This is a genomic window from Flavobacterium sp., from assembly GCF_049318325.1.
Taxonomy (GTDB): Bacteria; Bacteroidota; Bacteroidia; order Flavobacteriales; family Flavobacteriaceae; genus Flavobacterium.
In genome coordinates this window covers 1-12,877 of the sequence record NZ_JBMOGQ010000059.1, presented here as the reverse complement: position 1 = coordinate 12,877, position 12,877 = coordinate 1, and the positions used below count along the sequence as shown (strand labels likewise).

Genomic DNA, 12,877 nt, shown 5'->3' with positions numbered 1-12,877 from the left:
AAATATTTTTTTTGAACTCAATGTTCATCTGGCAAAGATGATGGCTAAGTTTAAAGATTACAAAGTTTCAATGGAAGAAATCCATCACACCCAAAAATTGGACAAACCAAGCGGAACTGCCATTTCATTAGCAAATGCAATCATCAATCATACAGATAAAAACAATTGGGCAATCGAAAACCCAAAAGAAGATGATGTTTTTATCGATGTAAAACGAATTGATGATGTGCCTGGAACACATAGTGTTTATTACAATTCAGATGTTGACTTTATTGAAATTAAGCATGTAGCACATAACCGTGAAGGCTTTGCTCTTGGCGCAGTGATTGCTGCCGAATGGATCATTGGTAAAAAAGGTGTTTTCTCTATGAAAGATGTTTTAAACATTGATAATAGATAATAGAATAAAGAAAAAATGTAACAAATTATATTATAAATAAACTTATACACTCATAAACTTTTAAACTCAACATCATGTCTCTATTTCATTGGTTTATATTTTTTCTGCTTATCCAAATCATTCATGGTCTTGGAACCTGTAAATTATACATAAATGCAGGAAGAAAATCTTGGGAAGCCTTTATCCCTGTTTACAATTCGATTGTTTTGATGAAAATCATCAACAGACCAACTTGGTGGACATTCCTCCTATTCATACCAATTATCAACTTGATAATGTTTCCGGTAGTATGGATAGAAACCTTGAGAAGTTTTGGTAAAAATTCAACCATTGACACTTGGTTAGGCATTCTCACTTGTGGTTTTTATATTTATTATATCAGTTACACAAAAGATGTTAAATACATTGCAGACAGAAGTTTGGTTGCCAAAACAAAAACCAGAGACACTGTAAGTTCTTTACTTTTTGCCATTGTTGTAGCGACATTAGTGCATACTTATGTGATGCAACCCTACACCATTCCAACTTCATCTTTAGAAAAATCATTACTGATTGGAGACTTTCTTTTTGTGAGTAAGTTTCATTATGGAGCAAGAGTACCTATGACAACAGTTGCTGCACCAATGGTACACGATACATTGCCAATTATCAAAACAAAATCCTATTTAAGTTGGCCTCAATTGCCTTATTTCAGATTTCCCAGTTTTCAAAAAGTAGAAAAAAATGACATTGTAGTTTTCAACTGGCCGGCTGATACTGTTTATAAATTCTTTGATACTTCAGGAAGAAGTATTTTAAAACCAGTAGATAAAAAATCAAATTATGTAAAACGTTGCCAAGGAACTCCAGGGGATTCTTTACAAATAAAGAAAGGCACTGTTTACATTAATGGAAAAGAATTGATTTTACCTGAGAGAGCGAAAACTCAGTATTCTTATGCAGTAACTTATGATATGAATAATCCGGACCTTGATTTTGAATATTTATTAAATCAAGTAGGCTCTACAGATGGCGCAGGTTTTAAATCAGAAGCAAGAGATACTTTATATCTAAGAGCGTTAACCAAAGCCGGCGCAGCTACTTTAAGAAGTATTTCCGGAATTAAGTCGGTTACACAAATTGTCGCCAAACAAGGAGAGCCTAATATTTTCTCGCACAATCCAAATTGGAATGGCGATAATTTTGGTCCAATTTACATTCCACAAGCAGGAAAAACAGTGGCTTTAAATCTGAAAACACTTCCTTTTTATAAAAGAATCATATCAGTTTATGAAAAGAATGATTTAAAAGTTGTGGGTAATGAAATTTATATAAATGATAAAAAAGTTACCTCATATACATTTAAACAAAACTACTATTGGATGATGGGAGACAATCGTCATAACTCTGAAGACAGCCGCTATTGGGGATATGTTCCGGAAGATCACATCGTAGGAAAACCTGTTTTCATTTGGATGAGCTGGGATTCTAATGGAAAAGGAATTAACAAAATCCGTTGGGAAAGATTATTTACCACTGTTAGTGGCGACGGACAACCACAATCCTATTTCAAATATTTTCTTGGACTGTTAGCTTTGTATTTTGTGGGCGATTATTTTTGGAAAAAGAGAAAAAACGCTAAAGCTTAATCGATTTGAAAATTAGATGATTTGAAAATTTGAAAATGTAAAAAAGTCAAACGGTCGGTTTCAGATTTTATGAATTTTTACTTTTAAAACTTCTTAAACCAAATGAACAATATAATCATCCATCCAAGCTACTTTCCATCTATCAGCCATTTTGTGGCGATTGCTGAAGCTGATATTGTAACTTTTGAAGTGGAAGATAATTTTCAAAAACAAACCAACCGTAACCGAATGTACATCTATAGTCCAAATGGAATTCAGCTATTGAATGTTCCGGTTAAACATAACAAAGAAAGACATCAACGCATCAAGGAAGTCAAAATTGAAAATGATTTTGATTGGCAAAAACAACACTTCAAATCTTTGGAAGCTGCCTATAGGACCTCGCCTTTCTTTGAATATTTTGAAGATGACATACTACCTATTTTTCAAAAGAAACACAATTATTTGATGGATTTAAATATGGAAACGATGGCAATTGTTTCTAAGTGTTTGCGATTGGAATTTGATTATGACGAAACTATAGAATATTTTCATATAGTAACAGACAAAATCGACCATAGAAATCTAATCAACGGTAAAAAAGACACTTCGGTTTTTGAACCTTATACTCAGGTTTTCGGCGATAAGCATGGCTATCTGAACAACCTTTCGATTTTGGATTTACTGTTCAATGAAGGAAGATATGCTTTGGACTATTTGAAGAAACAACAACTTTAGTTACTCGATAAAACTCAACCGTGTCATCACTGGAAAGTGATCTGAGTATTCAAATTGAGCAAAGGTTGTAAAACTATTTACTTTCATTTTTTTACTGGCAAAAATATAGTCAATTCGGGCAGGATAATACTTGAATTTATAGGTTTGCCCAAAACCGTTTCCCGATTCTTCAAAGCAATCATTTAAGTCTGATTTAATATTACGATACACGTATGAAAAGGGACTATTATTCATATCCCCACAAATAATCACTGGATATTTACAACCGTTTTTATGCTTTACTAAAATTTCGGCCTGTTGCTCCTGCTTCTTAAAAGCATCGCGAATTCGGTTGAAAACTTGCTGAGATTTGTTTTGATTGATCGAATCCACGTGTTCTGAAATGTCATTCACATCAGGCGAAATTTTGATTGATTGCAAATGAATATTATACACTCTGATTGTATCTTTTCCTCTTTTTATATCGGCATAAATGATATTGTTTCCCGCTGCTGGAATTTTAAAATTGCCTTGATTAAAAATTGGAAACTTGGAGAAAATAGCTTGTCCAGTCTTTATTTGATTGCCTTCCATAAAGATAGCTTTATACTTGTAAACTCTTAAATCAACTTTGGCATTTTCTGAATATTCCTGTATACATAAAATATCTGGATTTTGTTCATTGATAAAACTTAAGATCGTGTTGCCTACATCATTATTATCAATCCAATCAAACAAGTTAAACAAGCGAACATTGTAACTCATGACGGTAAAATCTTTTTCGGAAGCTTCACTATCATTGGAAGAAAATTTATAGAACTTATTAATAAACGTAATTCCGAGTAATAACACCAATCCGGAAAGGATAACCTGCCGCTTTAATTGTAGCAACCAATAAGTAAAAAACAATGCATTTAGAATAAGAAACAGTGGTAAAATCAAGGTTAACACCGAAAGCAGCGGAAACATTTTAGGTGCTAAAAATGGTAAAATATAAGCAATAAAAGTCAATACAGTAACGACTATATTAAATCCAAATACTACTTTATTAAACCACGATAATTTTTTCAAAAAATTTCCAATTTCTAATTAAAAAACACAGAACTATAAACAAAAAATTAAACTATTTCCCAGCCTTAAATAGAAACTTTTTTTCTTCAGCTGTCAAACTATCATAACCCGATTGGCTTATTTTATCTAAAATCTCGTCCAATTGCTGTTGTGTTTTATCTTTAATAACAATCTTACTTTCACTTTTAGAAGCAGGTTTTTTTGGATTTACATGCACTTTTTTGAAAGGTGTTGATTGCTGCTTACTAAACAGATTCAATATTGAATCTACAATCCGACTCATATCGGTTCCGTTTTGCAAGAGTTTGATGTAAATATAGCCAAAAAATGCTCCGCTCAAATGGGCTATGTGTCCACCTGTATTATTCATTTGAATTTGAAGTAAATCCAATAAAAGTAGTATAGCTGTAATGTGCCAAAGTTTGACATTTCCAATTAAGAGCAATCGAATTTCCATCAAAGGTTGGTATGCTGTTGTTGCTACCAACAATGCCATTATTGCCGCTGAAGCGCCCACCATGCTTGAAGTTTGATGCAAAAAATAAAAACTCAATACAAAACACAATGCTGAAAAAATAGCACTCAGAATGTATAACCCAAAATACTGTTTTTGGGTAAAGAAGGTTAGAAATAATCGGCTAGAAAAATTCAAAACCATCATGTTGAAAAACAAATGCAGGAATCCATAATGGAAAAAAGCGTACGTCAACAATGTCCATGGACTTGTTAAAAATAGTAATGGTTCTGATGAAATAGCTAACCAATTAGGGAAATCAAAAACACCAGACTTAAATTGGTAAAAAAAAGGAATAGACAACAGAAAAATACCAACATTCCAATAAATCATTTTATTAGCAATGCCACCTATTTTATACTGAAACTTTAAATCCTCAATAATACTATTCATAATTAATCCCAACGGTTTCTATTAAACTGATTTTTTTTCCAAAACCACATCATTAAGAAACCTGTTAAAGCACCGCCAATGTGAGCAAAATGAGCAATTCCGGTTCCGCCTGCGCCAAACAGCGAACTTCCTTTGAAACCTAAAAACAAGTCTATTGCAATAATTCCTGGTACAAAATATTTGGCTTTAATCGGAATTGGAATAAACATAATCCCCAATTCAGCCATAGGAAACATAAAAGCAAACGCGGTTAATAACCCATAAATAGCTCCGGAAGCACCAACAGACGTTCCTAAATAACTTCCCATAAAACTATTAAAATCACTCAACGGAATTATATTTTGCCAGTTTGTATCATATTTACCTTCAGCCAATACTTTTAAAATCTCAGCTTTATCTTGACCATTTTCAACCAATAAATTTAAAACATGATGGAAAGTAAAATAATTAACTACTATATGCAATAATGCTGCTCCTAATCCGCAGGAAATATAAAAAAAAATGAATTTTTTGGCACCCCAGTAATGTTCTAAAGCAGTACCAAAAGAAACCAAAGCGAACATATTAAAAACAATATGCATTAAATTGGGCATTGGTGCATGCATGAACATACTCGTAAGGGGTTGCCAAATCCTAAAGTTTGGGTTTTCAGGATAATACAAGGAAAACAATGGATAGGCGTTGGCTACAATTTGTGAGCCTATAAAAAATATAATATTGATAATCAGTAACTGTTTAACAGTATCGGTCATTCGCATCATACGCTGAATTTTTTATCTAAATCTTCCACACTCATAGTGATGAAAGTTGGTTTTTGAAATGGTGATACATTCGGCTCTTTACAGGCAAAAAGATTGTGAACCAAATTTTCTTGTTCTTTTTCGGATAAATAGGTTCCGGTTTTTACAGCCAAACTTTTGGCCATAGATTTGGCAATGGTATCATTTTGACTAAAGCTACTATCCGGAATTCCGTCTTGCAATTCGCTCAATAACTCATCCAAAACAATAGTAATTTCACTTTCCGTCACATTGACAGGCAAGCCTGAAATGACCACATTGTCTTCGTTAATTGTTTCAAAAATAAATCCGGTGTTTTCTAAAGAGGATTTTAATTCGACTATCAATTCAATTTCCGTAGACGAATAATACAATTGTAATGGAAACAGCATTTGCTGACTTGATGCCTGATGCACGGTCATATTGGTCAAAAATTCTTCGTATAATACACGTTCGTGCGCTCGCTTCTGATTAATAATAACCATGCCCGATTTAATTGGGCTAACAATGTACTTCTTTTGTATTTGATACGTTCTTTTAACTTCCTGTTCAATTTCATTTTCTTCAAATAACGAAGAAGTCACAGCATCATTTTCAAACGTCATCTCTGCTATGTCTTGCCCCGCTTGCTTTAAACCTACATAAAGGCTTTCCCAACTAGGTTGTGCTTCCGGTTTTTTATAATTAGAAGAAAATGCAAAAGATTTACTAGGCTTAACTCCACTGTTTTCGGCTATGCCGCGGGTGTCATCTGAAAATGGATTGTATTGTCGGTCAACTTGAATACTTGGATATTCGGCTTCTTTATTTTGGTATTGATAAGGTGTGTCTAAGTTTGGATCTCTATCAAAATCCAAAATTGGTGCTACATTAAATTGCCCCAAACTATGCTTAATTGAAGAGCGCAAAATGGCATACAAAGCGTGTTCATCATCAAACTTAATTTCGGTTTTTGTTGGATGAATATTGATATCTATCGTATGTGGCGGTACATCTAAATATAAAAAATAACTTGGCTGCGCACCAGCTAAAAGTAAACCTTCGTATGCTGCCATGACTGCATGATGAAGATAACCGCTTTTGATAAATCGGTTGTTGACAAAAAAGAATTGTTCGCCTCTGTTTTTCTTAGCAAATTCCGGTTTAACTATAAATCCGTGAAGGTTTACGATTTCGGTTTCTTCTTTTGCTGGAACTAATTTTTCATTGGTCTTGCCTGAAAAAATATTCACAATGCGTTGTCTGAAATTCGAAATAGGCAGGTTGAACATATCACTGCCGTTGTGATACATCGTAAAATGAATATTCGGATGCGCCATCGCAACACGCTGAAATTCATCAACAATGTAACGCTGTTCCACTGTATCCGACTTCAAAAAATTACGTCGAGCGGGAATATTAAAAAACAAATTCTTAACCGAAAACGAAGTACCTTTTGGCAACACAGAAGGTTCCTGCGAAACAAACCTACTGCCTTCAATAATGATGTGCGTTCCCAATTCATCCTGCTCCTGTTTGGTCTTCATTTCCACATGGGCAATAGCAGCAATAGAAGCCAAAGCTTCTCCACGAAACCCTTTGGTATGCAACGAAAATAAATCTTCGGCATGACGGATTTTTGAAGTAGCATGACGTTCAAAACACAAGCGCGAATCAGTAATGCTCATCCCAACTCCATTATCAATAACTTGAATTAATGATTTTCCAGCGTCTTTAATAATGAGTTTTATATCGGTAGCTTTAGCATCAACAGCATTTTCTAATAATTCTTTTACCACAGAAGCCGGTCTTTGCACTACTTCACCAGCGGCAATTTGGTTGGCAACATGATCGGGAAGTAATTGAATTATGCTAGACATTTATACAATTTGTGGTTTAAAAGTAAAAACCAAAGTATGCAAATTTAATGAAAAAGTATTGGGATTTATAGCTAATATTTATTAAAAATAAAAAACCTATTCTCATTGGAATAGGTTAGTATTTTAAACTGAAAAAGGGATATTATAAATTTGATTTCCTTCTTAACTCAGCCATTTTTATTGCCGCAATCGCAGCTTCGGTTCCTTTGTTTCCGTGAACGCCTCCACTTCTATCAATAGATTGCTGTTCGTTGTTATCGGTCAACAAACAAAATATTACCGGCACATCAGTTTGTACATTCAAATCCTTGATGCCTTGTGTTACGCCATCGCAAACAAATTCGAAATGCATGGTTTCGCCTTTTATTACGCAACCAATGGTAATCACCACATCAACTTCCTGTGTAACAATCATTCGTTTTGCGCCATAAACAAGTTCAAAACTTCCAGGAACATTCCAACGAATAATATTTTCCGAGTTGGCTCCACAATCTAACAAGGCTGCTTCCGCGCCATTATATAAACCATTTGTAATATGATCGTTCCATTCAGAAACAACAATCCCAAACCGAAAGTCTTTCGCGTTTGGGATTGTGTTTTTATCGTAATTAGATAAGTTTTTGTTTGCAGTAGCCATAATTTAATTAGGAATTAGGAATTACGAATCATGATACTTTCGTAATTCATAATTTGAAATTCGTAATTATTTATTGCGCTAAACCAATCAAAGCATCAATAGTTTGTGCTTCCGGAGCAGTATCGTAATTATCTTTGATATCGGTGAAATATTTTAAAGCATCGGCTTTATTTCCTAAAACCAATGCAGTTTTACCGGCTTTCATTAAATATCTTGGTCTTGTCAATTCGTTTTTGTTAGCATCAGCAGCTTTAATATAATATTCTAAAGCTTCTTTTTGTTTGTTTTGTTGTGCATATGCATCACCAATTACACCAATTGCTATAGTACTTAACATAATATCATCTGATTTGAATTTCTCTAAACTAGTAATTGCTTCAGCATACTTTTTAGTATTCAAATAAGCAACACCGGCATAATAATTAGCTAAATTCCCAGCGTCTGTTCCTGAATATTCATCAGCAATTTTCACTACTCCAAATTTACCTTCTGAACCTTTTAAAACTAAATTATATAGAGAATCTGCTTTTGTTCCAGTAGCATCAACCGCTTTTTGAAAGTTTTGTTGCGCTACAAATAATTCACTTGCTGCTTCTTCCTGACTTGGCTCAGCAATAAACTTCTGATATAATAAATAAGAAACTGTAGCTAAAGCAACAATGGTTAGAAATCCTAATATATATTTTTGATTTTTGGCTACAAAATCTTCAGCTCTTGAAGCCGATTGATCTAAAGTATCAAATGCTTTTGCTGTTGCGCTGTCTTTTACATCAACATTTACATCTTCAATGTAATTATTATCTAATTTTTCTGATTTTGGTTTTGGTTCTTTATATCCTCTTTTGTTAAAAGTTGCCATTTATTTTAATTTAGTGTGCGCAAAAATAAAATTTTTATTGATAAATGAAAGCTATTTTTCTCGATATTTTTGAATAATTTGCACCTTCTAAGTTTAGAACATTAATTTCAAACAAAAATAAAATTGTTTTTAAAGCGAATTTCATTACTCAATTATAAAAATTTTTCGGAAATCGACTTCGAATTGGATTCCAAAATCAATTGTTTCGTGGGTAAAAATGGTATTGGTAAAACAAATATCCTTGATGCCATTTATCATTTGGCAAACGGCAAAAGTTATTTCAATCCATTGGCTTTACAAAACATCAAACACGGAGAAGATTTTTTTGTGGTAGACGGTGAATTTGAAAAAAAAGGGAGAACCGAGCAAATTTTGTGCAGTTTGAAAAAAGGACAAAAAAAAATCCTAAAACGAAATGGCAAAGTTTATGAAAAATTCTCCGACCACATCGGCTTTATTCCATTGGTTATTATTTCACCTGCTGATAGTGATTTGATTATTGAAGGAAGTGAAACTCGAAGAAAATTTATAGATACTGTCATTTCACAATTGGATAGTTCTTATTTACAACAACTAATTCAATATCAAAAAATCATCAGTCAACGCAATGCCTTGTTGAAATTTTTTGCACTGAACCATGTTTTTGAAAATGATACTTTGTCTATTTATAATGAACAACTCAATACGCTTGGGGAGTTTATTTTTGAGAAACGAAAAAAGTTCTTAATCGATTTTATTCCGATTTTTAACAATTACCATCGTGAAATTACCAACTCGGCCGAAACGGTGCAATTGGTTTACCAAAGTAATTTGTTTGAAAAAGACACTTTAACTTTATTGGAAGAAAATATAAGTAAAGACAGGGCTTTGCACTACACTTCAGTTGGCGTTCACAAAGACGATTTATCTTTTGAAATTGATAACTATCCGATTAAAAAATTTGGATCTCAAGGGCAACAAAAATCATTTCTCATCGCCTTGAAATTAGCTCAATTTGATTTTGTCAAAAAACAAAGTGGTGAAAAACCCATTTTACTGTTTGACGATATTTTTGATAAGCTCGATGAGTTTCGCGTTAGCAAAATAATTGAAATGGTAAATAAAGAAGAATTTGGCCAGTTATTCATTTCAGACACGCATTCGGAACGTACGGAAAACATAGTAAAAACAACCCTTCAGAGTTATAAAATTTTTAATCTTTAGTATTCATCAAATTTGTATTTTTAGCTAAAATTTGAAATTATGAAAATAAAATTCATTTCCTTGTTATTATTGAGTATTCTGTTTATAAGTTGCAACGGACAAACTTCCAGTGCTGTTAATACTATAGATGCAAAATCATTTGCTGAAAAGCTAAAAACTAATGAAAACCCACAGCTATTAGACGTTAGAACTCCAAAAGAATATAGTATTGATCATATAGGCAATGCAAAAAATGTGAACTGGAACGGAGATGACTTTGTTGCCAAAGTTAATTCCTATGACAAATCAAAACCAATTTTTGTGTATTGCAAAGTTGGTGGAAGAAGTGCTCAAGCCGCAAATAAATTAGCCGAATTGGGTTTCAAAGAAATCTATAATCTTAATGGCGGCATTATGAAATGGAATGCAGAAAACAATGCCAATGCAATACCAAGTAACAAAATCATTGGTATATGTGACCAGGAATATAGCGAATTGATAAAATCAAGTAATAGAGTAATGATTGATTTCAATGCCAAATGGTGTGGACCTTGTAAAAAAATGAATCCCTACATTTTGAAGTTTCAAACAGAAATGAAGGATAAGATCAAAATAGTCCAATTGGATGCAGATGAAAACAAAACTATAGTAGAACAATTGAAATTAGATGCTTTGCCAACCATAATTATTTATGAAAAAGGAAAAGAAGTTTGGAGAAATATTGGCTATATTTCTGAGGAAGATTTAAAAAAACATTTGTAAACACAGATTGCACAGATTATCACAGATAAAAAAATGATTTCATGATTACCAAAGAAGCCCTCCAATTTCTTGAAGATTTGGTTGCCAATAATAACACCGAATGGATGCATGCCAACAAGAAAAGGTATGAAAATTATAAGAAAGACTATCACAATTATATAGCGTCAATTTTGGCAGAAATGAAGCCTTTAGACAAGTCGTTGGAGCCATTAGAAATTAAAAACTGTACTTTCAGAATCAATCGCGATATTCGTTTTTCAAAAGACAAATCGCCTTATAAAACCAATATGGGTGTATGGCTTACGCAAAATAAATTCTCAAAAAATAGTCCTGGCTATTATATCCATTTTGAAAAAGGAAAATCATTTATAGCAGGTGGTGTTTGGTGCCCAGAACCACAAGAATTAAAACGCATCAGAAAAGAAATTGCCTTTTTTCATGAAGATTTAGAAGCAATTATCAATGATAAAAAATTTAAATCTGAGTTTGGTGCGCTTACTCGTGATAAAAACAACACGCTGAAAAAAGCACCTAAAGATTTCGACCCAAATCATCCGGCTATTGAGTTTTTGAAATTAAAAAGTTTTACTGCTTCAGAAAAGATTGATGACAAACTATTTTCTGAACCAAATTTTAGTAAAATCATAGCTGAAAAATTAATTGTTTTAAAGCCGATGAATGACTTTTTAAACCGTGCGCTGGAAACCGAAGAATAAATCATAATGTCAAAAAAAAGAATTTTATTTTTTGGAGAAACCTATCGTGCCGATGCAATTACTTGGATAAACGGTCTGAAGGAATTTGGCGACTTTGAAATCGTCACCTGGGAACTAAAGACAAGTAGTAATGGATTCAACAGAATTATAAGACTTTTTGAATTAGCCAAAGCGATTTTAACCATTAAAAGTATAGTTAAAAAATATAATCCCGATATGGTCATTGCAGAGCGAACTACGAGTTATGGCTATTTAGCTGCCATTTCAGGTTTAAAACCAATGGCAATTGCGCAACAGGGTATTACCGATTTATGGCCTTTGAATTCTCCGCTTTATATTTTTAAAAAAAGACTTCAAAATTATGCTTTCAAAAAAGCAGACTTAATTCATGCCTGGGGAAATTCTATAGCAGAACATATGAAAGAAAGCAATGTAGATATAGAAAAAGTAATGATTTTGCCTAAGGGAATAAATTTAGACTTTTTCCAATTTAATGATGCTTCAGATGGAACTATGATAAATGCTGTTGTGACTCGTTCTTTGGAACCAGAATATAAACACGATTTGATTTTGAAAGCATTTTCAATTGTCAAGCAAAAAAATATTTCTTTTAAACTAACCATTATTGGTGACGGAACAGAATTAAAAAAATTGATATGGTTGGCAAAAGAGTTAAAGATAGATAATGAGGTTAATTTTATCGGAAGTATTAACAACAATGACATTCCAAAGTTTTTACAGCAAGCTAATTTTTATATAAGTACACCCATAACCGAAGGTGTCTCCGCATCACTTTTTGAAGCTATGGCATGCGGCTGTTTACCTATTGTAAGTGATTTACCAGGAAACAGAAGCTGGATAAAACAAAAAGAGAACGGAATACTTGTTACTATCGAAAATGAGTTTAATTTAGCCGAAGAAATTGAGTGGGCATTTAAGAATGTTGATTTTACAAAAAAAGCAATAGTTGAAAATCGAAAATTTGTAGAAAAAAATGCCAACTACAAAATCAACATGAAAAAAATTGCATTTACTTATCATGATTTAATTAAAATTAAATCTACTACTCTTTAGAGAAATATGTGTGGAATTAATGGAATTTTCCATTTAAATTACAAACAAGTTGATCAAAATCAACTGATTAAAATGAGGGACGTTCTGGAACATCGTGGTCCAGATGATAAGGGTATTTATATCAACAACAATATTGGATTAGGTCACAGACGTTTGTCAATTATTGATACATCTTCTGCAGGACATCAACCTTTTATTTCTGATAACGGAAGATATATTATTGTCTTTAACGGTGAAATCTATAATTATCAATCCTTTTATCCTGAATTAAAAAGCAAAGGAATCAATCTAAAATCGGGTTCTGACA

General features: G+C 32.8%; 13 protein-coding genes and 1 pseudogene. 8 read left to right on the top strand and 6 right to left on the bottom strand.

Features of this window, described 5'->3' with window-relative positions:
- From ACOYLP_RS06885 to ACOYLP_RS06875, 3 genes are all read left to right on the top strand, one after another.
- The coding region (locus tag ACOYLP_RS06885; protein WP_422855446.1) for a dihydrodipicolinate reductase C-terminal domain-containing protein at window positions 1–400 on the top strand (400 nt) is incomplete at its 5' end.
- A 74-nt stretch (window positions 401–474) separates the two neighbouring features.
- Window positions 475–2,028, top strand: coding sequence for a signal peptidase I (gene lepB, locus ACOYLP_RS06880; protein ID WP_422855445.1), 1,554 nt, complete (start codon window positions 475–477; stop codon window positions 2,026–2,028).
- 102 nt (window positions 2,029–2,130) lie between these two features.
- Window positions 2,131–2,745: a WbqC family protein gene (locus ACOYLP_RS06875; protein ID WP_422855444.1), complete on the top strand. Its 615-nt coding sequence runs from the start codon at window positions 2,131–2,133 to the stop codon at window positions 2,743–2,745.
- On the opposite strand, the gene ACOYLP_RS06870 is transcribed toward ACOYLP_RS06875, so the two are convergent.
- From ACOYLP_RS06870 to ACOYLP_RS06845, 6 genes are all read right to left on the bottom strand, one after another.
- A complete protein-coding gene (locus ACOYLP_RS06870) occupies window positions 2,746–3,795 on the bottom strand; it encodes an endonuclease/exonuclease/phosphatase family protein (protein WP_422855443.1) in 1,050 nt (349 codons plus the stop codon).
- A 52-nt stretch (window positions 3,796–3,847) separates the two neighbouring features.
- Window positions 3,848–4,702 (bottom strand): rhomboid family intramembrane serine protease, encoded by an 855-nt coding sequence (locus ACOYLP_RS06865; RefSeq protein WP_422855442.1) that lies wholly within the window; start codon window positions 4,700–4,702, stop codon window positions 3,848–3,850.
- Between the two features lie 2 nt (window positions 4,703–4,704).
- Window positions 4,705–5,463, bottom strand: coding sequence for a rhomboid family intramembrane serine protease (locus ACOYLP_RS06860; RefSeq protein WP_422855441.1), 759 nt, complete (start codon window positions 5,461–5,463; stop codon window positions 4,705–4,707).
- Window positions 5,460–7,340, bottom strand: a complete 1,881-nt coding sequence (gene mutL / locus ACOYLP_RS06855; protein ID WP_422855440.1) for a DNA mismatch repair endonuclease MutL — start codon at window positions 7,338–7,340, stop codon at window positions 5,460–5,462. The genes ACOYLP_RS06860 and mutL overlap by 4 nt, the downstream gene beginning before the upstream one ends.
- 142 nt (window positions 7,341–7,482) lie before the next feature.
- The gene (gene ribH, locus ACOYLP_RS06850) at window positions 7,483–7,977 is read right to left on the bottom strand and encodes a 6,7-dimethyl-8-ribityllumazine synthase (protein WP_422855439.1); all 495 of its coding nucleotides are present in this window, start codon (window positions 7,975–7,977) and stop codon (window positions 7,483–7,485) included.
- A gap of 70 nt (window positions 7,978–8,047) precedes the next feature.
- A complete protein-coding gene (locus tag ACOYLP_RS06845) occupies window positions 8,048–8,836 on the bottom strand; it encodes a tetratricopeptide repeat protein (RefSeq protein ID WP_422855438.1) in 789 nt (262 codons plus the stop codon).
- Between the two features lie 123 nt (window positions 8,837–8,959).
- Between ACOYLP_RS06845 and recF the strand changes: the two genes are divergently transcribed.
- The 5 genes and pseudogenes from recF to ACOYLP_RS06820 all read left to right on the top strand — a co-directional run.
- Window positions 8,960–10,039, top strand: coding sequence for a DNA replication/repair protein RecF (recF, locus tag ACOYLP_RS06840; RefSeq protein ID WP_422855437.1), 1,080 nt, complete (start codon window positions 8,960–8,962; stop codon window positions 10,037–10,039).
- Between the two features lie 39 nt (window positions 10,040–10,078).
- Window positions 10,079–10,780: a thioredoxin domain-containing protein gene (locus tag ACOYLP_RS06835; protein WP_422855436.1), complete on the top strand. Its 702-nt coding sequence runs from the start codon at window positions 10,079–10,081 to the stop codon at window positions 10,778–10,780.
- Between the two features lie 41 nt (window positions 10,781–10,821).
- Complete coding sequence (locus ACOYLP_RS06830; protein ID WP_422855435.1) at window positions 10,822–11,496, top strand: DUF2461 domain-containing protein; 675 nt, start codon at window positions 10,822–10,824, stop codon at window positions 11,494–11,496.
- 6 nt (window positions 11,497–11,502) lie between these two features.
- Window positions 11,503–12,570 (top strand): glycosyltransferase, encoded by a 1,068-nt coding sequence (locus ACOYLP_RS06825; protein WP_422855434.1) that lies wholly within the window; start codon window positions 11,503–11,505, stop codon window positions 12,568–12,570.
- A 72-nt stretch (window positions 12,571–12,642) separates the two neighbouring features.
- Window positions 12,643–12,877 (top strand): annotated as a pseudogene (locus ACOYLP_RS06820) (hypothetical protein); the annotation flags it as partial.

Coding starts and splice junctions, on each gene's coding strand:
- ACOYLP_RS06835 (WP_422855436.1), top strand. CDS start 10,079: ATGAAAATAAAATTCATTTCCTTGTTATTATTGAGTATTCTGTTTATA.
- ACOYLP_RS06865 (WP_422855442.1), bottom strand. CDS start 4,702: ATGAATAGTATTATTGAGGATTTAAAGTTTCAGTATAAAATAGGTGGC.
- ACOYLP_RS06830 (WP_422855435.1), top strand. CDS start 10,822: ATGATTACCAAAGAAGCCCTCCAATTTCTTGAAGATTTGGTTGCCAAT.
- ACOYLP_RS06825 (WP_422855434.1), top strand. CDS start 11,503: ATGTCAAAAAAAAGAATTTTATTTTTTGGAGAAACCTATCGTGCCGAT.
- ACOYLP_RS06845 (WP_422855438.1), bottom strand. CDS start 8,836: ATGGCAACTTTTAACAAAAGAGGATATAAAGAACCAAAACCAAAATCA.
- mutL (WP_422855440.1), bottom strand. CDS start 7,340: ATGTCTAGCATAATTCAATTACTTCCCGATCATGTTGCCAACCAAATT.
- ACOYLP_RS06875 (WP_422855444.1), top strand. CDS start 2,131: ATGAACAATATAATCATCCATCCAAGCTACTTTCCATCTATCAGCCAT.
- ribH (WP_422855439.1), bottom strand. CDS start 7,977: ATGGCTACTGCAAACAAAAACTTATCTAATTACGATAAAAACACAATC.
- ACOYLP_RS06860 (WP_422855441.1), bottom strand. CDS start 5,463: ATGATGCGAATGACCGATACTGTTAAACAGTTACTGATTATCAATATT.
- lepB (WP_422855445.1), top strand. CDS start 475: ATGTCTCTATTTCATTGGTTTATATTTTTTCTGCTTATCCAAATCATT.